Below are 23,553 nucleotides of genomic sequence, written 5' to 3'. Positions count from 1 at the left end.
TATTCAAAATCGCTTAAAATACGCTCAAAACAAGGGTTTTGGAGCGAAAATTCGCTATATCTAGTTAGCACATTTCTCAGCAATATTTAGTAACTTTAATTCTTATTGCATTATTCTTATAACATTTATTGTAAAAGAAAGTATTTTTATTAAAATAAATAAAATTTGGTTTCAAAGTTGTTATGCCAAATAAATTTGGTATTATATTGCATTTCAATTGCTGTATATACTATATATATATAACAATTCAGAAGATTATTAGGCAGTTAACTTCACGTTTAAGTTACAATTTATCTAAACAGAGTACAATTTAAAACCCTATAAATTTTATCGCACGATGACTGAAGCAGAACAAGTAACAGAACAAGGTCTATATCGTTCGGAATTCGAGCATGATGCCTGTGGTATTGGCTTTAGAGCCCATCTGAAAGGTAGAAGGTCTCATGGAATTGTTACAGATGCTATAAAAATGCTTGAGCGCATGGACCACCGCGGTGCATGTGGCTGTGACCCAAACACGGGTGACGGTGCCGGTATTTTATTGCAAATACCCCATGAGTTCTTTTTAGATGAATGCAATAAACTGAATTTCCAATTACCTTCAAGTGGTGAGTATGGCGTAGGCATGGTTTTCTTTCCGGGCAACGAAACAGAAAGAGAAGAATGTAGAGAAATACTTAACCGAAAGATTAAGAAAATTGGATTAGAATTATTGGGTTACAGAGTTGTACCTACCAGAGGAGATTGCCTTGGAGAAGGGTCGGGTTCGGTTGAACCACACGTAGAGCAGGTGTTTATCAAGCGCTCTGCTGATATTAAAGAAGAAATTGATTTTGAAAGAAAACTATATATTCTTCGTCAGTATGCTTCTCGTATTATTCGTGAATTGGTGGCTGGTGCAAAAGACCATTTTTATTTCTCTTCGCTATCGTGCCGTACAATTTCATATAAAGGGCAATTGACTACTGAGCAATTAAAGTATTATTTCCCTGATTTATACAATGACTCGGTAACTTCTGCATTTGCAGTAATTCACTCTCGTTTCTCTACCAATACGTTCCCATCATGGAAACTGGCACAGCCATTCCGCTTTATTGCGCACAATGGCGAGATTAACACAGTAAAAGGAAACGTAAACTGGATTAGAGCCGGAGAAAAATCTTTCATGTCAGAGTTTTTCACGCAAGAAGAAATGGATATGATTCTTCCTATCTGTGATGCCGGAAACTCAGACTCTGCTCAATTAGATAATGTAATCGAACTACTTTACTTGTCTGGTCGCTCGTTACCTCACGTAATGATGATGCTCGTACCTGAAGCCTGGGACGGCAACGAGCAAATGGACCCGGTACGTAAAGCTTTTTACGAATACCACGCCGCTATAATGGAGCCATGGGATGGTCCTGCGTCTATCTCATTTACCGATGGTAAAATGGTAGGTGCTACGCTTGACAGAAACGGCTTGCGCCCATCTCGTTACTGGGTACTAGATGATGATACAGTAGTGATGGCGTCAGAAGCCGGAGTATTAGATATTGACCAAGAGAAAGTAGTTTCGAAAGGACGTCTTCAACCTGGTAAAATGTTTATTGTAGACATGGAGCAAGGAAGAATTATTCCTGACGAAGAAGTTAAAGCTACCATTTGCTCTCGCCAGCCTTATCAGGAATGGCTAGATGAATATAAAATTAAAACCTCAGTATTACCAAAATCGATTCGTCCTTACCAAAATTATAGTGAAGAAACTTTACTAAAAAGACAAATTACTTTTGGATTTACTTCAGAAGATTTAAGAATGATTCTGGCGCCAATGGCGCAAACAGGTCAGGAAGCAATAGGCTCAATGGGTGTTGATACGCCATTAGCTATTCTTTCAGACCAAAGCCAGCATCTTTCGTATTACTTCAAGCAATTATTTGCGCAGGTTACCAACCCTCCTATCGACTCGATTCGTGAAAGAGCCATTATGTCGTTGATTTCGTTTGTAGGTTCAAACGAAAACATTCTGTCAGAATCGCCATTGCACTGCCGAATGGTAGAATTGGAGCAACCTGTGTTAACAGTAGAAGAATTTGACAAACTTCGTTTTGTAGATTATAAAGGCTTTCAGGCCAAAACCATCAATACATATTTCAATGCAAAAGCTCAGAATCCGGGCAAGGCACTAGAATTTGCCTTAGACAGAATCTGCCGCTATGCCGAAGATGCTATTGAAGACGGTTTCGAAATTCTGATTCTTTCAGATAGAGCCATTGACTCAGACCATGCCCCTATTTCATCGTTGCTTGCTACTGCGGCTATCCACCACCACCTTATCAAAAGAGGTATCAGAGGAAAAGCCGGAATTGTAGTAGAAGCCGGAGATATTTGGGAAACACACCATGTTGCTACGCTTATTGGCTATGGTTGTTCGGCAATATGCCCTTATATGGCTTTCGAGACCATTTCGTGGATGAACAGAAAAAATCTGATTGAAGGAGCCTTTGATGATTATACACTTTATAAAAACTACGTAAAGGCAGTTAATAAAGAATTATTAAAGATATTCTCAAAAATGGGAATTTCAACCTTGCAATCATACCAAGGTGCTCAGATTTTTGAATGTATCGGCTTAAATAAACAAGTTATTGATAAATACTTCACCGGAACCATCTCTCGTATCGGTGGTATGGGCATAGCAGACATTGCCAAAGAAGCCATCGTACGCCATAAAGTTGCGTATCCGGAAGTACCACAGGTTTCTATCCAAAGATTAGAAGTTGGAGGGGTTTATCAGTGGAAACAACGTGGCGAGCGCCATATGTTTAACCCGCAATCAATTCATCTTTTACAGCAATCAGGCCGTGTAGGTGAGAAAGATAAGGACAAAGGTTATCAGATTTTCAAGCAATATTCAAAGCTAATCAATGACCAAAGCATTGATGCTCTAACAATAAGAGGTTTACTTCAATTCAAAAAAGGGAATCCGATTCCGATTGATGAAGTTGAGCCAATCGAAAACATATTTAAGCGTTTTGCTACGGGTGCCATGTCATTCGGCTCGATTTCATGGGAAGCACATACAACGCTTGCAATTGCCATGAACCGTATCGGCGGACGCTCGAACTCAGGTGAGGGTGGCGAAGACGAAATCCGTTATGAATTAGACGGAAACGGAGATAATCTTAGCTCAAGCATCAAACAAGTAGCTTCTGGCCGTTTTGGCGTAACAAGTCATTACCTCACAAACGCCAAAGAGTTACAAATCAAGATGGCGCAAGGTGCAAAACCTGGCGAAGGTGGTCAGTTACCGGGTCATAAAGTAGATGATTGGATTGGCCGTGTACGCCATAGTACACCGGGGGTTGGTTTGATTTCTCCACCACCTCACCACGACATCTATTCGATTGAAGACTTAGCTCAGTTGATTTATGACTTGAAAAATGCCAACCGTGATGCCCGTATTTCAGTAAAACTTGTGTCGGAAGCTGGCGTAGGAACCATTGCAACAGGGGTAGCTAAAGCACACTCTGATGTGATTCTAATTGCCGGACACGACGGCGGAACTGGTGCATCGCCGCTATCATCGATCCGCCACGCAGGTTTACCTTGGGAGCTTGGTTTAGCCGAAACTCACCAGACCTTGGTTAAAAACAAGCTTCGTGGAAGAGTGGTAGTACAAGCCGATGGACAGATACGCACAGGTAGAGACCTTGTGATTGCAGCCTTGCTAGGTGCCGAAGAATTTGGTGTTGCTACTGCAGCTTTAGTATCGGTTGGTTGTATCATGATGCGTAAATGCCATCTGAATACTTGCCCTGTTGGTGTAGCTACGCAAAACAAAGAGTTGCGTGCTATGTTCAGCGGCAAACCAGAGCACGTAGTAAATATGTTTACTTATCTGGCAACAGAAATGCGTGAAATTATGGCTGAGTTGGGCTTCCGTACTGTTGATGAAATGGTAGGACAAGTGCAATTCCTTGAGAAACGTGATGATTTAACGCACTGGAAATACAAAAAAATCGATTTAAGTGGTATTCTATACAAAGAGCCTGCAGAACCAGAAGTAGCTCAGTACAAACAAGAAGAGCAAGACCACGGTATTGCAAACGTACTTGACTGGCGAATGATTGCAGATGCACAAGCCGCTATCAACGATAAACAAGAAGTTACAGCCGAATATACGGTTAATAACCTTGACCGTAGTATCGGAACCATGATTTCGAATGAGATTTCGAAAGTGCACAAAGGTGATGGTTTACCTTATGGCACTATTCACTTCAAATATCGTGGTACTTCGGGGCAATCATTCGGTGCATTCTCTACCAAAGGGCTGAAACTAGAATTAGAGGGCGACTCTAACGACTACTTCGGTAAAGGTCTTTGTGGTGCAGAATTAGTGGTTTACCCTGACAGAAAAGCGAAGTTTAAGGCTGAAGAAAACATGGTAATCGGAAACGTAGCATTCTATGGTGCTACATCTGGTGAGGCATATATCAGAGGTATGGCTGGTGAGCGTTTCTGCGTAAGAAACTCAGGTGCAAAAGTAGTAGTTGAAGGTATTGGTGACCACGGTTGCGAGTACATGACCGGAGGACTAGCCATTATCTTAGGCAAAACTGGTAGAAACTTTGCGGCTGGTATGAGTGGCGGTATTGCTTACATATATGACGTTGACGGCGATTTTGAATCGAAATGTAATAAAGAAATGGTAGGTTTAGAAAAACCAGACCATGAAGATGCTGAAATGTTGAAAGCATTTATTGAGAAACATCAAGCCGAAACCGATAGCAATGTAGCAAAAACTATTCTTGCCAATTTTGATGAAGCAGTTTCTAAGTTCGTGAAAGTAATGCCGACCGATTACAAACGTGTATTGCTTGAAAGAAAAAAGAAAGCAACAGCAGAAGCAGAAAAAGTTTTAGCATAAGAGCTACCCACTGAAAGCTGAAACTTCAAGATACATGAGGTTTTAGCTTTCAGAAAATAAACAACCTAAGATATACACAAAATCATAATAAAGAAATGGGAAAACCGACCGGTTTTTTAGAGTTTGATCGTCACGCGTCGCAAAAGCGTGATGTGCTCGAAAGAAAAAAAGATTATAATGAGGTAGAAACCAATTATGATGCCCAGCAAACACGCGAACAAGCTGCTCGTTGTATGGATTGTGGAGTTCCGTTTTGCCATAATGGTTGCCCGCTTGGAAATATTATTCCAGAATTTAATGATGCTGTTTGGGAAGAAAACTGGGAGTATGCTTATCAGATATTAAGTTCAACTAATAATTTTCCTGAGTTTACAGGCAGAATTTGCCCTGCGCCTTGCGAGGCCTCTTGTGTATTGGGGATAAATAAACCGCCTGTAGCTATTGAATACATCGAGAAATCGATTATTGAAAAAGCCTACGAAAATGGCTGGGTAAAACCAAATATACCAAGTAAAAGAACAGGTAAAAAAGTGGCTGTTGTGGGCTCTGGCCCGGCAGGTATGGCGGCGGCATCGCAATTAAATAAAGCAGGCCACTGGGTTACAGTTTTTGAAAGAGCTGACGAAATCGGTGGTTTGTTAAGATATGGTATTCCTGATTTTAAATTAGATAAATCGGTAGTAAAACGCCGTGTGGCTGTAATGGAGCAAGAGGGTATTGTTTTTAAAACCAATGCCAATGTAGGTGTGAATGTGAAAGCCAGCGATTTAGTACGTGATTTTGATGCAATTGTTCTTGCAGGTGGCTCAACAGTACCAAGAATGATTGATATTAAAGGTAAAGAATTAAAAGGCATTTATCCTGCTATGGAGTTTCTGAGCCAACAAAACAAACGTGTTGCAGATATCGAACGTATTACTGACCATAAAGGCGATGCTTATGCTAACGGCGAGCTACTAGCTACCGGAAAGAATGTAATGGTGATTGGTGGTGGCGATACAGGTTCTGACTGCGTGGGTACATCGAACCGCCATGGAGCTAAAAGCATTACCCAGGTAGAGGTTATGCCAGAACCAGGCATTGATGACAAAAAACAACCATATTACAAATTCAGAGCAGAAACTACACCTTGGCCAAACTGGCCTTTGACCAAACGTACGTCAACATCGCACGAAGAAGGTTGTGAACGTTTGTTTAGCATCAACGTAAAAGAATATATCGGCGATTCTGACGGTAATCTGAAAGGGATTCTGATTTCGGAAAGTGCTATGTTCAATGGCACCAGAGTAGAAATGAACGAAAGAGAAATTCCTTGCGAATTAGCCTTGATAGCCGCAGGTTTTGTGAATCCTCAACAAGATTTATTACAACAACTTGAAGTTGAGGTTGATGAAAGAAGAAATGTTAAAGCATTGGAGTATCAGACAAATAAATCTAAAATTTTTGCAGCAGGCGATATGCGTCGAGGACAATCTTTGGTTGTGTGGGCAATATCAGAAGGACGTGAGTGCGCCAGAAAAGTAGACGAATATTTGATGGGAGAATCGTTATTAGAAGCAAAAGCCGTTTCTATGATTTCTCCGGCTTATATTGGTATTTGATTTTATCTTCAGAAAAAGATTGAGCCGCACCATAGGTGTGGCTCAATTTATTTATGGTGTATTTGTAAGTATTAGCTATTTAGGTAATTCTTCACATTGGCCTCAATACGAGCAATAACATCGCCACTTGCCGAAGCCTCAAATTTTTCGCCTGTTACTTTCTCATAAAGCTCAATATAGCGTTTTGAGATCTCCTCCACTTTTTCATCAGTCATTTCAGGTATAGTCTGCCCTTCTTTCCCTTGAAAATTGTTAGCAATCAACCATTCTCTTACAAACTCCTTTGAAAGCTGTTTTTGAGGCAAGCCTTTTTCCAGATTTTCTTCATACACATCAGCATAAAAATATCTTGATGAGTCAGGCGTATGAATTTCGTCTATCAGATAAATAACACCATCTTTTTCTCCAAACTCATATTTCGTATCAGCCAGAATCAGCCCTTTTTCAGCAGCCATCTCTGTACCTCGTGCAAAAAGAGCCAAGGCATATTTCTCTAATTGAGCATATTTTTCTTCTGATACCAAACCTCGGCTTATGATTTCTTCACGAGAAATATCTTCGTCGTGCCCCTCATGTGCCTTTGTAGTGGGTGTAATAATCGGCGTAGGGAACTTCTGGTTTTCGACCATCCCTTCGGGTAGGCTTACACCACAAAGGGTTCTAAGACCACTTTTATATGTACGCCAGGCATGGCCTACAAGGTATCCCCTTACTACCATTTCAACCGGGAAAGTCTCACATTTAATACCCACCGATGCGTTAGGGTCTGGCGTTGCCAGAAGCCAGTTAGGTGCAATATCTTTGGTTGCGTTAAGAAATTTAGAAGCAATCTGGTTTAATACCTGCCCTTTCGAAGTGATTGGTCTTGGTAAAATTACATCGAAAGCCGAAATTCTATCAGAGGCAATCATTACTACTTTATCGCCAAAATCATATACATCACGCACTTTACCACGATAAAACCCGGTTTGTCCCTCGAAATTGAAATTTGTTTCTTTAACTACTGAATTTTCTGTCATATTTGTTAATAATAATTAAAATATACTTCATTCCCTCTACCAGTCCTTCTCATTCTTGGCATTTTTCTTGTTTGCGTCCTTTCTTTGAGGGTTATACTGTAACTCATTCGTTTTCATTGCTTCCAGTATCTGTAATGCCTTTTCTCTACTCATTTTTTCCGGATTCACCGACTGTAAGTCATCCTTTTTCTCTTCCGATTGCACCGTTTCTGAGTTCTGCTCTTGCTCGTCCTGATATTGAGGCGGCGGTGGAGGCGGATTGGTATCAGGCAATCGTTTTTTTAGCAATTCGTAGTTATATCGGGCTGTAAGATTAGCCGGATTTTTCTGTAAGGCTTCCTTAAACAACTTTAAGGCAGTTGCACTATCATTTTGCATGGCGTTTATTACACCAATCTGAATTAAAGCACCCGTAAAAATCTCCTCGTCGCTTACCCTCAGCAAACGTTTATATTCCTGCAAAGCCCTTGAAGTATCTTGTGTAAAGAAATAAGCATGAGCCATATTGAGGCGTGCTTCGGGCTCCAGATTAAACGAAATACTGGCTAAATTCTGGTATTTATCTCTTGCAAGGGCATAGTTCTTTTTCATAAAAGCCGCTCCGGCTTCTATTTTAAGCCTGTTACGTTCCGAAACATTTGTTAATGTACGAATGCTCAGAAAAAACAGAACAATATAATAGAACCATGTATTCATTAAATAATATTAAAGCACAATTAGAGCTTAATTGTGCGAATAGTTATGAGTATATCAATTATCATTAATATCAGCGCCAGAAAAACAAAATAATGATACTTGTTATTGGCTACTGTCATTTTTCGGGAATCTACCCAATTACTTTCCAGTTGCGACACTTCTTTCAGAATAGCCGGCACTTCGTTTACCTGATTTGAAAGTTGAAAATACTTACCTTTCAAAACTCTTGCTAGCTGTTTCAGATAATCTGCATCTAATTTTGAAACAATTTCAGCCCCGTTTTTATCCTTTTTAAATCCGCTACCTTCTCTTATTTTGCCACCAACGGGCGTTCCTACCCCTAATACCAGAAATCCTACTCCGTTTTTCCGTAAATCCTGAATAACGCTTGTTTCCAACTGCCCGAAGTCTTCACCATCACTTATCATAATAATTGCCTTTGCCTTACGGTTGGAAGCATTGCTTGCATTAAACTTTGTTTGTATCAACTTGAGTGCTTCATTAACATCAGTGCCTGACTCTGTAAACAAATCGCTGCTTAATTTTTGAATGAATAGCTTTAGCGCATCTTTATCATAAGTAAGGGGTATATGTACATACGCATTAGACGAAAAAACAACTATTCCTACCCTATCCGACTTTATGGCATTCAGGTTTTTAATCAGTTCAAATTTTACTTTTTCTAATCTTGTAGGCTCAATATCTATGGCATCCATCGAGCGAGAAACATCAAAAGCAAAATAGATGTCTTTCCCACTTGCTTGCGCTTCGATTTCATTTACGCCAAAACTAGGGCCTAACAAGCCTATGATACAAAGGCCCAGATAGCCCGTTCTGATAAAAAACTTAATAACTACCGAGCGAGCCGTTGTACCCAAATGCTTGGCTATTAAGTAGGTACGTATAAAATATACAATATATACGAGTAAAAATATGCCAATAAAAACGTATTCAACCAGCGTGAGAGGCTTTATCCAATTCATACTTTATAATGATATTTCATTAGTTTCCCCTCTGCAAAATATTTATCTTTGCGAAAAGTACACAAATTTGCAAAAAATTATTTCAATGTCTACCTTGATTAGAAAAGTTTTTCCTTTAGTTCTGACTTTTATCATTAGCATTTCAATAGCTCTCCTCATCGGCGAATTCATCGTTCGGATATTTTTCCCACAGGTTACATCACCAGTTCAGTTCTTTTATGATGAAAAACTCGGTGGCATGATACCCGTACCAAACCAGAAAGGCTTTAAAGATTTTCCGAAGATATATTATTACGAATATCAGAATAATGATATTGGCATGCGTGATACACGCAAGGTAGCCGACTATCAGCAATATCCACATAAGATACTTTGTCTTGGCGATTCGTTTACCTACGGATGGGGTGTAAACGACGACCAGACTTTTGCACATATTCTGGAAAAGAAGATTAATAAAGATACCATTGCTGTACTTAACGCCGGAGTGTCGGGCGCAGGTACCGACTATGCGCTTAAGTTTTTTCAGGTAAGAGGCAAAGAACTTGCCCCTAATACGGTTATTTATTTTTATTTCGACAACGATATGACCGATAACATGGCTAATGCCTATTTTCATATCGAAAACGACACTATTATTGCTAATGAAGAGCATTCTTATGCCAAAGTAAATGCATTGAAAAAGAATAAACTCGTTGATAACAAGCTTTATAACTGGTTATCGTCTAATTCGCAGTTGTTTGGGATGATTCGCTACAATATAGGCATGATGTGGAACCAACGTGTGAGCGATGCTAACAAAACAAGCCAGGCAACGCCAGAAAATAAACAAACGGCACAAGCACCGCAAAAAGATACTACCAAGGCTACGACGCAAGAAAAAAATACAGCTTCTACCCCAGCAGCACAACCGCAAGAAGCACAAGCCCCCAAAGGCTTACCACTGTATCATACTTATAAATACCTATCGGCTTTAGCTAAAGAAACCAAGAAACAAGGGGTTAATTTTGTAGTTTTTTACATTCCGGCACATACATCGCTTGAAGAATATCAAAAATCAGGGCGTATACAAGTAGAAGAAGAACTGAATAATTACTGTAAAAATAATCAAATCAGATTCTTTTCTTTTAAAGATGAAATAGTAAAAGAAAAGAACCCGATTGAAACATATTATTTACCTGTCGACTTCCATTGGAACGACAAAGGGCATGCACTTGGCGGAGATTATTTGTATAAAACGCTGAAACGTGAAAACCTTGTTCCTTAGAACTTGGCTTTTAATGCCCTTTGTTCTATCAGTTTCCACGATGTATAGGCTAGGATACTTACAATAATGGCCATCACTATTAAGTCCCAGATACTACCAAAGAAGCCGTAGCTAAGCATGGTATTAATAACAGGCAAATGGTATATATAAATACCATAAGAGATGTCGTTTTCGTTTAAGAGATTTTTACTCAGATTAATATAGGAGAACGCAAACGAAAGGCTGAATAATGAAAGTAAAGTGTTGGCAATGATTCCAAATACCGAAACATCATAAGGGTCTATATAGAGCTTTAGCCATGTATGAAATACAAGCACATAGGCAACATAAATAATTAACCATATAAAAACCTTTTCACGCAGAAATTTTTCAAGCCAGCCCCAATTTTTATAGATAGCTATACCCGTCAGAAAGAAATACAGGTAATAAAATACGGTGTTACCTAAAAACTTTGCCAAAAGTTCGTGGCTCAATATCCACGTATTAGTATTGATAACATACCTCATCATAACAGCCAGCACAAACATTATAGCAATAATGATATTGATATGCAGTAGTTTTTTTGCCCGATTGATTATGTACAAAACAATTGGCAATATCAGATAAAACTGTAGCTCAACAGCTATGCTCCACAAACTCCCGTTCGGGTGGCCTGCTCCCCAAGCTTTTAGTGAAGGTGTTACATAAAATTGTAGGAAAGTAATCTGAGCTACAAACCAGATAAGTAAATCTTTGATTATAATTGGTCTGAGAAAGTAAATCAGTAGTAGACCCGTGAGGATGGTACACACCCACAAAGCCGGATAGATCCTCAAGGCACGGTTTCTGAAATATTTCTTTAAATCAAAGTTATTGCGCTCTAACGAATAGCTAATCAGAAAGCCGCTTATTGTAAAGAAAACAGGTACCCCCGGAAAATGAAACAGTACAGATAGGGAACCGTACATATCATCAAAAATCTTGAAATGAACTGCTCCGTGCCAGATTAATACCTGCATTGCAGCAATCAATCGTATCAAATCAAAATTATTAGTTCTATTTATGTTCATACATTACTTTTTTAAAACCATCGTACATTTCCTGCGCCACTTGTTCGGGAGAGTATTTTTTAATTATTGATTGTGAAACAGCACCAAAACTCTTGATTAAATCAGGGTCATCAACAAATTTCTTCATAATTGCGGCTAGTTCATCGGTATCATACGGATTAAAAGTGTATCCATTTTCACCGTTTTTCACCAAATCATGAGACGAACCACATTTATTAGATACAATCACGGGCATTCCACCAACCATGGCTTCGTTTACAACCAAGCCCCAAGGTTCTGAGTAACTAGGTAGTACAAAAACATCGCCCAGTGCCATAAATTTAGGCACATTATACCATGCCTGCCCTTCTATAAACGTTACACCTTCCAGTTGCTCGTCGGCTACATACTTTCTAAGGTTTTCGCCTTCGGCACCGTCGCCTAAAATAACCAGTCCCCAGTTTTGCGGTTTTAATTTAGCAAAAGCAATCAATAAATTAGCAACATTCTTAATGGCCATCAATCGGCCGGTATAAATAAAATTAAATGGTCTAAGGCCATACTTTGCTTTTTCAGTTTCTCTGGTCTGGTAGGCTTCTTTGTAGATAGATGCAATCTTCTGGTTATCGACGGCATTATTTTCGAGTAAAATCTGATGCGGTTTTGCACCGAATTTCAGCATATATTCAGCTGCTTTTGAGCCATAACAGAAAAACCCCTGAGCCCTGTTTACTACAAAGCGCTTGATAGCCTCTTTCCACCAGATATTTGGTTTGTCTTCTTCGGTAGAATCAACAGAAATAATAACTTTGATACCAACCAGGCGGCAGTAAAAGAGCACAGTATTCATGGCAGGCTCATAATAGCCTGAAATATTCACCACATCGGGTTTGAATTTACGCACCCAATACAACATTTTCTTAGCGCGTGTCGTATTAGGTATGTTCTCATAATAATCATCAACCAAAACCTGATAGTTGTATTGATGAATGCTTCTATCAACTGGCCCAAGGTTAGCACGGGTTATTTCGTTTAATGAAGTCTGGAGAACTAATAATTCATCGTTTTTATGCGTATTGACTATTTTCTGAAGTTCTGAATAAATTTTGCCTTTATAATGAGACCAAAGATATTGATGAATGATAAGTATCCTCATTCGTTGCCGTTTTTTTCTTTTAATAACAATGCCCCAAAATTAAGAAATTTTCGGCCTTAAAATAGAAAATTCAAGGATAATAAATGACAATTAGAACTAGGTAGAGTATATTTGTAAAAAATTTAAAGATGGCAATCTACATAGACTTCATACTTAATAAGTTATTAAAATACAGGCAGAGTCTGGGTTTGAGCTTTTTCTTTTTTGGAGCTCCAATCATCTATTTCCTTCGGGACGGCCTAAAATTAGCTCCTAATAGTACTGCTTTTACTGCTGCGCTAACTATTGGCAGTTTGTTGATTGCATTTCCGTTTACTATCAAGCGAGTTTATCAGACCAATACATTGGGCTATCTGCTTTGTATTGCTTATTCAGTTATTGCACTCTTTTATCTGGCGGTTTATGCACCTAATAGAGGTTGGTTTACTAACACAACCGTTGAGCTTGTGTATCAAGGTGTTATTCTGTTATCAATGTTTATTTTTGCCGGAACATCCATTAACTCTCTGAAAGAGAATTTCTTATTCTTTTCGCTCATTATATGCCTCATAGGTGGTTTAAGCCTACTCTATTATATATTCCGTAACCCGATGTATGTAATTGGTATGCGTGCTTCTATCAGCTTTGGCGGCGATGATGAGATGTCGGCTATGGGAAACCCACATATCTATGCAAAAAGTGCTTATTCGGGGGTTGTGGCCGGAATTATATTACTCTCGAATGAGAAAAGAATGCTATGGCGTTTGTTTTATATAGGCAGCGTGCTATTAATGCTGTTGGTTGTAGCATTGTGCCAGGCGATGGCTATTATCCTTGTTACGGGTGTATTTTTCTTCTTATATTATTTGTCAAGCATCAATGCCCATAACATTTATAAAGTACTGAAATGGATGTTTGGCTGGCAAGGTTTAGTGTTGTTTCTGATGGCTTGCGGTGGGGTTTATTACCTTTGGAACTATACCCGCTTTGATGAGTACTTTATCAACGTATCGTCAATCATAACCGACCGGATAGAAAGGATTGTTACCTCACTAACCGATACCAAGACCGCCTCAAGCGTAAAACTGGCAGGTGATGATTCGGCCTCTACACGTGTAACCAATATTACAAACCTCTTTAAAAGTATTGACGAAAGGCTTGAAGATGGTGATTGGCTTACGGTGATTTTTGGCAATGGCTACCACCATAAATATATCGACTCTCCTATTTTCCAGACGCTAAACGACCTTGGCATAATGGGTTTCTTTGTATTTACTACACTCCACATTGTGTTACTTTATTGGGTTGCAAAAGAAGTTTTTAAGCCTAGCAATAACTTTACGCTTTTTGTTGCCTATGTATTTCTGGTAACAGCCATACAGAATTTTACAATGGGAATGCCTTATGATTATCAGCGATGGACTGCCATGATTTTTGTGGCCCGTTTTGCACTCAATTATAAACGGGTTCCGATTGTGAAACAGCCGCAAACTGCACTAGTCAATTAAAAATTTATGGGTTTCTTAAGCTTTTTTATTCTTACTTTGGTATGAGGTATCTATGTGTATTATTCTTTGTATTGCTTTTTTCGTGTAAAAAAGAAGTTGATTCTTATCAGTTTTCAGAGAACATTACTATTTACCAAGCAGAACCAGAAGAAAAAACTGCGGTTAATTCTCCTCCAAAAAATCTTCCTGCCGGAATGGTTTATGTACCGGGTGGCTTTACTCAAATTGGTGCTAAAGATGGTGTAGATTGGGAAAAACCCACTTTCTGGGTAAAAGTAAAACCCTTCCTGATTGATGCCCACGAAGTAAGTGTGGCAGATTTCAGAAAGTTTATTGAAGCAACCAAGTACCAGACCGAAGCTGAAAAATTTGGCGATGGTGGCACTCTGAATGAAGAAACCAAGCAATGGGTTTTAGAAAAAGGAGCAAACTGGGAGTACCCGTATGGTAGAAAAGCTGAGAAAGCTCCTGATAATTATCCTGTAACGCAGGTATCGTGGAACGATGCGAAGGCTTATGCACAATGGGCAGGCAAACGCTTACCCTACGAAATTGAATGGGAACACGCTGCCCGCAATGGTACTAACTCAAAATTACTCTATCCGTTCGGAAATGAACTTGTAGCCGGTGATAAATATCTGGCTAATACATGGAACGGCACTTTTCCGACTTTTGATAAAGCGCTTGATGGGTTTCATTTTGCTGCTCCGGTTGGCAATTATAGTGCTTCTCCTTTAGGCATATACGATATGTGTGGCAATGTATGGGAATGGTGTGAAGATTGGCGAACCAATTATGCTGATATTTTAGCAAAAACATCTACGGAAACAGATGAGAAAAAAGAAAAAGTACAGCGTGGTGGTTCTTTTTTATGCGAGCCATCGTGGTGTCATGGTTACAGAGTTTCGGGCAGGTCATTTACAACACCAGAGACAAGCCTAATGCACGTGGGCTTTCGTTGTATAAAAGACATTTAATAAAAAATTAGCCCCCACCAGTGGCAGAGGCTAATCTGAGCTATTGAGTGAATCTATACTATTACAAACGTCTAATTTTCAGTATTACTCCAACCTCCACAATATTGCTTGTTAAATTGTTTAATCTCCACAATTCTTCAAGTGTCACATTGTAATTTACTGAAATCTTAAACAAGGTATCGTCTTTCTTGACCGTGTGGTTCAAAAAATTTCCTTGCTCAATGGTTTTATTTTTTACGGTATTAGTGCGCTCAGGTGATGTCGCAGGTGTAGCTTTACTCTCTGTTTCTTGTTTTTTCTGAACCTGAGGAGTATCGGCTTTAATATCAACGTTATTTGGCAAATTTAAGTTCTTTGTTTCTTCTTTCCTAATTTCTTGTGCCAAAGCTGCTGAATTTAATTCCTGCGTTTTTGTTTCCTGTGCTATCTCTTTACCTGTATCTTTTTTACTTTCTTTTATTGCTACTTTTTCTTTCTCAGCCAATACTACTTCCTTTTCAACTAATACAACGGTATCAGCTTTTATCGGCTCTTTATTCAATGCATCCTCGTTAAACTCAAGATTACTTTCTGCCCTTACAATCTCATCAATCGCCTCTAGTTCGTCAGGCATATTAATATACTCTACCGGTTTATTTTTAGGTCTGGCCGCCTGCAACCAAATAACCCTTCCTCTTTGTAAACGTTGAATTGTCTCAAATCTGTTATTTTTTAACAAATTTTCTAATTTAACACCGTAAATGTGGGAGATACTCCATAAAGTCTCTCCCTCACGTACAACATGAAATGGGACACTCGCTTTGGCACTCTTACTCTCTAAATAGTAAACCTGCCCTATTTGCAGCAAGTCGTTTTCTTTTATATCGTTGTATTCAACAAATTTTTTGAGCGGAATATCGGCTTTATATGCCAAGGTTACGGCATTATCACACATTTCGGCTTGAATACCCGGCAGGTGGTTTATCTGATAGAAGATTCCGCCTTTACCTTTGTTCTTTGCCTGGTCGTTTTCTTTTTTTAATATCGGAAAACCTAAATCTTTTGTAGGTATGCCCGACTTTTTTGAGAGTTCGGTTAAAACCCTAATGTCGTTGAAACGGCTTATGGGTATAACTACCAATACCTGACAATCGGTATCGGGTACAGTCTTGGCCAATAACCACTGGTTGTATTCTGTCAGTACAGATAAATCTGTTTTCAGTTCTGCCGAAATGCGATTCAGGCTTTTAGCTCTACTGTACGGGTATTCATATACGATTTTTGGCACTTGTGGTTTGTATGCAGGCAGCTCTTGCTCTATTACGAGCTTATAGGCCAGAAACTCCAAAAGCGCCATATAAGCCGGGCTATCTAGTGCAATGTATTCGTTTTCATTGCTTCTTGTATTGGCCCACCTGCGGTTTACCTCTAGCTGATTTACGATTTTTTTGTGGGCAATGAGCGAATAAAGCGTTGCTCCCCAATTATTATATAATACGTTATTTCTCTTTAAGCAAAGTGCAGCGCCTCTTGTGGCCATAAGCAGATGTTTCCGTTCATCAATCTGCGCATTCATCTGCAAATCAACTTCTTCGGCTTTCTGGCGGTCTAAACACCAGAATACTCCTGCTTCCGGGCGCCCGTTACGCTCAATTGATGACTGAAATTTATCATAATTGACCAAAAACCTAAAATCATCAGGTACGCCCTGTTCTCTAAGAATTGGTTCAACGATGGGAAAGAACAATGAGATTTTTTCGAGCTTGTTTAAAAGCACTTGTCGGTTAGAAAGAATGTCTTTCATTTCAGCCTGAACCAGATATTTTGTAACATCATTCAGTTGAAAGGTAACATTCGCAAATTTAACCTCATTAGGAACTACTGGGTTGTATGGGTTTGCTGCCAACAAACTATTGTTCAACCAACAACCCAGTAGTAAATTCAAGTAAACAATATTTCTAAAAGCACGTAAGTCCATTTTTTAGATTCATTGCTACTGTAAATGGGAGACGCATACGCATCTCCCATAACAGTTGATAACTTTACGTTGGGTTTGAGTTCGAACTTGCGTTCTCGCCATGGCCTACCTTTGTGTGCGGTTTAACCATTTTTTTTTTAATTAGGAAAGCTTATTTGTAATTCTGATGCTAAAGTAAAATATGGGTTTGATATTTCCAAATGTAAACGCCATTTTTTTTTATAATTTCTATTAAAATAATTTTTTCAAAAAAAAATGAAAATATTTAAACAAAAATATAACCTGCTGGTTTACAACAGGTTATAATAAAATAGCTTATTTTCTCCACTTTTTATATTGGTTTATCAAACCATTGGTAGAAGTATCGTGCGATGCTACTGCGGCGTCATTTTGCAATTCAGGGTATATCTTATTAGCTAATTGTTTACCAAGTTCAACACCCCATTGGTCGAAACTAAAGATGTTCCAGATAACCCCCTGCACAAAAATCTTGTGCTCGTAAGCAGCTATCAGGCTTCCCAAAGTTTTAGGTGTTATTTTCTTCACCAGAATTGAGTTAGTTGGTCTGTTGCCTTGAAAAACCTTGTATGGTGCAATCTTGTCGATTTCTTCCTGCGATTTTCCAGCTAGTTCTTGCAACACTTCTTCCAACGACTTCCCGTTCATTAAAGCTTCGGTTTGTGCAAAGAAGTTTGACAATAACATTTTATGGTGGTCGCCAAGCGGGTTGTGCGAGATTGCAGGCGCAATAAAATCAGCAGGAATCAGTTTAGTACCCTGGTGTATTAACTGATAAAATGCATGCTGCCCATTTGTACCCGGTTCTCCCCAGATGATTGGCCCTGTTTGGTAATCAACTTTATTACCATTGCGGTCTACATACTTACCGTTCGATTCCATATCGCCTTGTTGGAAATAGGCAGCAAAACGGTGCATATATTGGTCGTAAGGTAAAATAGCGTGCGATTCTGCACCATAGAAATTATTATACCAAACACCCAAAAGGGCTAATATTACAGGAATGTTTTTTTCGAATGGCGTGCTTCTAAAGTGGTTGTCCATTTCGTGTGCACCTGTCAGTAAGGCTTCGAAATTATCAAACCCAATATAACAAGCGATTGACAAACCAATGGCCGACCATAGAGAGTAGCGGCCCCCTACCCAATCCCAGAAACCGAACATGTTGGCAGGGTCAATACCAAACTTTTCTACTTCTTTCTGATTGGTTGAGATAGCCACAAAGTGTTTTTTCACAAACTCTTCGTCAACTGCCGTATTCAAAAACCAACTACGAGCCGAATGCGCATTAGCCATTGTCTCTTGTGTTGTAAAAGTTTTTGAGGCAATCATGAAAAGCGTTGTTTCCGGCGATACCTTTTTCAGTGTCTCGGCAATGTGCGTGCCATCAACATTAGAAACAAAGTGTACTTTCAGCTTTTTAGCGTATGGCTTCAATGCTTCGGTTGCCATTACAGGGCCAAGGTCTGAACCACCGATTCCGATATTAACAATATCAGTGATAGCTTTATTGGTGTAGCCTTTCCATGCACCTGAGTTAACTTTCTCAGAGAACTCTTTCATTTTGCCTAATACTTCGTTCACATCAGGCATTACATCGTTGCCATCAACCAGAATCGGGCTGTTGCTTCTGTTGCGTAATGCAACGTGCAACACAGCACGGTTTTCAGTTTGGTTAATTTTAGCACCGCTGAACATCTGCTCAATGGCATCAGAAAGATTACACTCACGAGCCAGTTCAATTAGGTAAGAGATTGTACGGCCGTTGATATTGTTTTTCGAATAATCAAGCAGAATATCGTTGAACTTCAAAGAGTATTTCTTGAAACGATTTTTATCTTCAGCAAAAAGCTCTTTCAATTGCTTTTTGCTCATGGTTTTATGATGACTTTTTAGTTTTTTAAATGCCGGAGTTTGGGTAAAATTTGTAGTAGGTAGCATAGTATAAATACCTCCGTCCCCTAACGTGAGGTCTTGATTTGATTAGTATTTTTCCTTAAAGGGGTAGGAATAGGCTTTATTTTACGCAAATATCGTCTAAATGACTTTTAGATGCTACAAAAACATTAAAATCTACATCACCGCTGATGCCATCAAGGCGGCCATTGGTGCTGTGTTGCCATAGCATTAGCTTCGAATTCTCGTATCCTTCTAGTTTTCGGCTGTCATAATCTGACATCCAAAGTGGGTAAGAATCAAAATTACCTTTTATATATTGACGATAAATGTGCCTGTTTGTATAAATAATGGGTGTAACACCATAATGGCTTTTCAGCCGTTCGGCAAATGTGGTTACATTGGCCACCAGGTTCTGTCTTACTTTTTTGTTGAGACCTTGTATTTCAAAATCTATCACCGGAACAAAGTCACCCTCTTCGAGCGAGACTGTATTTATAAAGTTTTTTGCTTGAAGCACGGGGTCAGCCCACGGAACATAAAAATGGTAAGCCCCTCTTCTTAAACCAGCCTTTTTGGCTTCTTTCCAGTTATACTTAAAATCTTTGTCTTTCAGGTCTGTTCCTTCGGTGGCTTTAATAAAGCAAAAACTCACACCTACGTTTTCGTTACTATTTTTTACTTTATGCCAATCAATCTTTTTATTATGGTGCGATACATCAATACCATGGAGTGTATAGCGCAAAGGTACTTTAATGCCAAAGCTGTCAATATAAGTCCATTTCTGTCCATCGCTTACATAAACCGGATATAAGATGATAAGCGCAATAACAACAAAAGCATAGAGTGTCTTTAGATTGAATAATCGCTTTACCAACGGTTTTTGTTGATTAGCGGCTGGCTGTATCAGGGTCTTTTTCTTTCTTTTCATTAGACGCAATAGCGAAGTCTTTATCGATAATTCTAATGCTATTCTTATCGCAAATATTGTGCAAAAATAATCAAAAAATAAAAACCGAAAGTTTTTGCTTTCGGTTTTCTGAGAAAAATGTATTTCAGCGAATCTTATTTATTCGGTTGCGGAGTGTATCTCAAGTAAGGTTTTACCACGTTTACACCTTTCGGGAATTTAGCAATCGCATCTTCTGTTGACACCGCAGGTACTACAATGGTATCATCACCATCTTTCCAATCGGCTGGTGTAGCAACCTGATAATTGGCAGTTAATTGAAGAGAATCGATAACTCTTAGAATCTCCTGGAAATTACGGCCTGTTGAGGCAGGATATGTTAAAGTCAATTTGATTTTTTTATCTGGCCCGATAACAAATACTGAGCGCACTGTTGCTTTTTCAGAAGCATTTGGGTGAATCATATCGTATAATGTAGCCACGTTACGGTCTCCGTCGGCAATGATAGGAAAATTAACCTCAACATTGTTTACTTCCTGAATATCTGGCACCCATTTGTTATGAGAATCTAAATCATCAACTGAAACAGCAATAACTTTTACATTTCTTCTTTCGAACTCACCTCTTAAAAGTGCTGTTTTGCCTAATTCGGTTGTACAAACAGGTGTAAAATCGGCCGGATGTGAAAACAATAAGCCCCATGAGTTTCCGAGCCATTCATGAAAATTGATTGTTCCCTGTGTGGTTTCTGCTGTGAAGTCAGGTGCGATATCTCCTAATCTAAGTGACATAAGCTTTATATTTTAAAAAGATGAATAATATTTAATAGCGACAATAATCTACTAGTTTAGTAGATAATGTATTTGTATTTATTTTAGTTCCAAATGTAAAGAAAAAAACGGTCAGGTAGCCCGAACTTCAAGCATTAATTATAAAACAAAAGAGGCTTCTTTCAAAGCCTCCTGATAGTAAGATTAATATTACTGAATCTGTGCCAATGGAATTTTGTTTTTATAATTCCAGAATGCTGAAACATTCACAATTTTCCATTGCCCGTTGAGTTTTTCCATCAAGCGTACTTCTTTACTCTGCAAGAAATACTTCTGGTTACGGTCGCTATTGTATTGGTCCCAGGTAAGATGAGCGGCATTGTTTCCGTAGAATTTGAAACGCACATTTTCACGTTTCACAATTGGGTGGCTATTACCTGCCTCTTCTTTTTCAGCAGGATTTTCTTTTATAAACTTGCCGAGGTTTTTATTGATACTTTCCCAACCTACGCTGGCATCAAAAGTTCCATCGGCGTTACTCCAAGCCTGATACGAATAGTCAGAGTGAGCAAATTGGTTTTGCCAACAATTATAATCTCTCTTAAAAAAACAATCAGTTTCGGATTGAATAACAGCCATGATTTCTTTTTTCTCTTTTTCGAGGTCAGTGAAACCAGTCGTAGACGAATTGGCTGTCTGGCAGGCGTAAGCAATTGCTGAAATCAGCATAAGCGATAACAAATTCGTTTTCATGATTAGAAAAATTTTAAAGTCTAATAAAAATTTGTCTGCGAAAACTTCTGTTTAGGGTATCATCACTTAATTATATTGATTTAAACATAAGAAACATATATGATATTTCCAATATTTATTTGATTTATTTTAAGCAAAGAAAGGACTCAGCCCAGCTAAGCCCTTCTTGGTGATAGTTCCGTCATAAACAATCGGTTTACTTTTTGCGAAACTACCTGATTACAACAATTTTCTTTTCAATAAGCCTGTCTTGCAAGTGTATTTTAATGAAATAAACCCCACTGACTATTAAACGTGGTAGATAAATATTTATACTTTGCGCTGAAATATCGTTTTCATGCATTAGCGTTTTACCTGCTAGATCTATCAGCTCGAAACGCCAGTTCTGATCCACCTCTCCTTTTAAATGAATAGTGATGCCTGCATCAGCAGGATTCGGAGAAATCACCACCGCAATTCGTTCATCTGCATTTAACTCAACACCGGTAATGGTAGTACCACCACCAGGGTCAACGATAATGTTTTTTTTTCCGACTATCTTGTCCGACAATTCATTCAAGTAGCATTCCAGATTAGTATAACCCTCTATACCCGTGAATTTCTTTGATAATTGCGTACCATTATGGTCTTGCACATTAGGATTCAAGCCATTGGCTGTTTCCCACGCATCAGGCATGCCGTCGTTATCTGTATCTATTGGTGCATTTTGCGCAGGGTCGGTCAGAAAAGCATCGTTGTAATAGTCAGTCCCGTTAATGGCTTGGTTATTAATCGCATTGTTTTTGAGTGGATTCAGCAAGCGCCTGTCCATTGGGTCTCTCGGAAACGCCCCTACGTTCTCAACCGCATAGGTAAGTAATTGTGCAGATGGCGTATAGCTAATGGCAGGAAAATTATGCCTTGCACCTAAATGCATAGCCGCACCTTGATTAGTATTTGGTGCACTGGAATTAAAATCATTACAGCAATAAAACAACTGATAATCGGTAAAATTGGCGTATTGGTTCATACTATTACCACTCACAAAAAGCTTATTACTCGCATTAGCCAACATATCAAAAGAAGCCATAGGGCCTGTGTAAGTACTACGAGCTATGGTGCGATTATTAACGAAATTGAGATTGAGATGAAAATCCCGGCAGCCATCACCACCTTGTGTACACGGATTATACCAGGTCTGAATCTGTTGATCCCAGAATAGATTATTAGAAATCTCAAAGTTCAGGGTGCGATTTCTGCAATGTGGTGATTCACACGAAAGTTCTGGCATTCTCCCGCCTATCCTATTCCATACATTATGATGAATACTGATGTTGTCTTGTTCGTGCCCTTCTTCGCTATAATTAATCAGCATTCCTCCTAAAGCATAATGCTCACCTAATGTTTCGGCCAATTGACTATTTTGTATCGTAATGTTCTTTGAATTTGAAATCTGAACGGCTTCATCAACCGCATTGGCAAACGAGCAATGGTCTACAATTACATTAGATGCACCATCGAGCCGCAGGCCATCATCAAGCACATACCCTTGATTAGGTAGATTTGTGCCTAACTTTGGCCTTGAACGTAAATGTCTTATAATTACGTTCTTCGCATTTGTATTGGTTTCATAAATTTCATCCAGTATAATTCCCCGCACAATTACACCACTTGGTGAGGTTTGCCCTGCAATATATACATCGCCCTGAAAAACCTCTGCTGCACATGGGATAACACCACTCACTTTAAACAAAATGTACTTTTTGCCAACCACCTGCAAAGCCGCTGCTAATGACCCTGCCCCACTGCAATTTAGATTAGTTACATAAATAACCTGCCCGCCTCGCCCACCCGAGGCCGATGCACCAAAGCCCTCGGCTCCGGGAAAAGCAGGAATTGACTGGCTATAAAGTGAGCAACACATTAATTGACAAAGCAGTATAAAAACAATGGTTTTCATGTTAGTTTTTAGCTTATAGGGTATTGAAAGAAAACAGTTTTTCAATTTTGTTCAATCTGTGTTTATTCATGGCATTGATTCGTATGCTACAAAATTCTGTTAAAAACGTGCAAAGCACATGGAAAATAACGCCAAATACTCGTAAAAAAACGACTAGATAAAAAGATAGCAGCTAATCTCTCCTCATAAG

Annotated in this window: 16 protein-coding genes; 5 read left to right on the top strand and 11 right to left on the bottom strand. The window is 39.0% G+C overall.

The annotated features are described in order from the left end of the window. Positions 1 to 337: 337 nt before the first annotated feature. Positions 338 to 4,909, top strand: coding sequence for a glutamate synthase large subunit (gltB, locus tag WAE64_RS13005; RefSeq protein WP_340237096.1), 4,572 nt, complete (start codon positions 338 to 340; stop codon positions 4,907 to 4,909). Positions 4,910 to 5,004: 95 nt separating this feature from the next. Then, the gene (locus WAE64_RS13000) at positions 5,005 to 6,510 is read left to right on the top strand and encodes a glutamate synthase subunit beta (protein ID WP_340237094.1); all 1,506 of its coding nucleotides are present in this window, start codon (positions 5,005 to 5,007) and stop codon (positions 6,508 to 6,510) included. A gap of 71 nt (positions 6,511 to 6,581) precedes the next feature. On the opposite strand, the gene WAE64_RS12995 is transcribed toward WAE64_RS13000, so the two are convergent. The 3 genes from WAE64_RS12995 to WAE64_RS12985 are packed head-to-tail and all read right to left on the bottom strand — an operon-like array spanning position 6,582 to position 9,208. Beyond that, positions 6,582 to 7,529: a phosphoribosylaminoimidazolesuccinocarboxamide synthase gene (locus WAE64_RS12995; RefSeq protein WP_340237092.1), complete on the bottom strand. Its 948-nt coding sequence runs from the start codon at positions 7,527 to 7,529 to the stop codon at positions 6,582 to 6,584. Positions 7,530 to 7,565: 36 nt separating this feature from the next. Next, complete coding sequence (locus tag WAE64_RS12990; protein ID WP_340237090.1) at positions 7,566 to 8,225, bottom strand: tetratricopeptide repeat protein; 660 nt, start codon at positions 8,223 to 8,225, stop codon at positions 7,566 to 7,568. Positions 8,226 to 8,245: 20 nt separating this feature from the next. Continuing rightward, entirely contained in the window at positions 8,246 to 9,208 is a 963-nt protein-coding gene (locus tag WAE64_RS12985; RefSeq protein WP_340237089.1) for a vWA domain-containing protein, read from the bottom strand. An 85-nt stretch (positions 9,209 to 9,293) separates the two neighbouring features. Between WAE64_RS12985 and WAE64_RS12980 the strand changes: the two genes are divergently transcribed. Continuing rightward, positions 9,294 to 10,472: an SGNH/GDSL hydrolase family protein gene (locus tag WAE64_RS12980; RefSeq protein ID WP_340237086.1), complete on the top strand. Its 1,179-nt coding sequence runs from the start codon at positions 9,294 to 9,296 to the stop codon at positions 10,470 to 10,472. Here the strand turns inward: WAE64_RS12980 and WAE64_RS12975 are convergent. Further along, positions 10,469 to 11,521, bottom strand: coding sequence for an acyltransferase family protein (locus tag WAE64_RS12975; RefSeq protein ID WP_340237081.1), 1,053 nt, complete (start codon positions 11,519 to 11,521; stop codon positions 10,469 to 10,471). The genes WAE64_RS12980 and WAE64_RS12975 overlap by 4 nt on opposite strands. Then, positions 11,508 to 12,656 (bottom strand): glycosyltransferase family 4 protein, encoded by a 1,149-nt coding sequence (locus WAE64_RS12970; protein WP_340237079.1) that lies wholly within the window; start codon positions 12,654 to 12,656, stop codon positions 11,508 to 11,510. The genes WAE64_RS12975 and WAE64_RS12970 overlap by 14 nt, the downstream gene beginning before the upstream one ends. 128 nt (positions 12,657 to 12,784) lie before the next feature. Between WAE64_RS12970 and WAE64_RS12965 the strand changes: the two genes are divergently transcribed. Further along, positions 12,785 to 14,143 (top strand): hypothetical protein, encoded by a 1,359-nt coding sequence (locus WAE64_RS12965; protein ID WP_340237077.1) that lies wholly within the window; start codon positions 12,785 to 12,787, stop codon positions 14,141 to 14,143. Between the two features lie 41 nt (positions 14,144 to 14,184). Further along, positions 14,185 to 15,120 carry a formylglycine-generating enzyme family protein gene (locus tag WAE64_RS12960; protein WP_340237075.1) on the top strand — a complete coding sequence of 312 codons (936 nt, stop codon included), beginning with the start codon at positions 14,185 to 14,187 and terminating at the stop codon, positions 15,118 to 15,120. 61 nt (positions 15,121 to 15,181) lie between these two features. Here WAE64_RS12960 and WAE64_RS12955 read toward each other — a convergent pair whose 3' ends face one another. From WAE64_RS12955 to WAE64_RS12930, 6 genes are all read right to left on the bottom strand, one after another. Then, the gene (locus WAE64_RS12955) at positions 15,182 to 17,044 is read right to left on the bottom strand and encodes a LysM peptidoglycan-binding domain-containing protein (protein WP_340237073.1); all 1,863 of its coding nucleotides are present in this window, start codon (positions 17,042 to 17,044) and stop codon (positions 15,182 to 15,184) included. 348 nt (positions 17,045 to 17,392) lie between these two features. Continuing rightward, complete coding sequence (gene pgi / locus WAE64_RS12950) at positions 17,393 to 19,036, bottom strand: glucose-6-phosphate isomerase (protein ID WP_340237072.1); 1,644 nt, start codon at positions 19,034 to 19,036, stop codon at positions 17,393 to 17,395. A gap of 76 nt (positions 19,037 to 19,112) precedes the next feature. After that, a complete protein-coding gene (locus tag WAE64_RS12945; protein WP_340237070.1) occupies positions 19,113 to 19,922 on the bottom strand; it encodes a glycoside hydrolase family 25 protein in 810 nt (269 codons plus the stop codon). A 134-nt stretch (positions 19,923 to 20,056) separates the two neighbouring features. Then, positions 20,057 to 20,692: a peroxiredoxin gene (locus tag WAE64_RS12940; RefSeq protein ID WP_340237068.1), complete on the bottom strand. Its 636-nt coding sequence runs from the start codon at positions 20,690 to 20,692 to the stop codon at positions 20,057 to 20,059. A gap of 189 nt (positions 20,693 to 20,881) precedes the next feature. Further along, positions 20,882 to 21,424 (bottom strand): hypothetical protein, encoded by a 543-nt coding sequence (locus tag WAE64_RS12935; protein WP_340237066.1) that lies wholly within the window; start codon positions 21,422 to 21,424, stop codon positions 20,882 to 20,884. Positions 21,425 to 21,635: 211 nt separating this feature from the next. Then, positions 21,636 to 23,363: a T9SS type A sorting domain-containing protein gene (locus WAE64_RS12930; RefSeq protein WP_340237064.1), complete on the bottom strand. Its 1,728-nt coding sequence runs from the start codon at positions 23,361 to 23,363 to the stop codon at positions 21,636 to 21,638. Between the last annotated feature and the right edge of the window lie 190 nt (positions 23,364 to 23,553).

Origin of the sequence: Emticicia soli (assembly GCF_037860775.1) — a bacterium.
Classification (GTDB): Bacteria; Bacteroidota; Bacteroidia; order Cytophagales; family Spirosomataceae; genus Emticicia; species Emticicia soli.
This window is presented reverse-complemented; position numbering and strand designations above follow the sequence as displayed.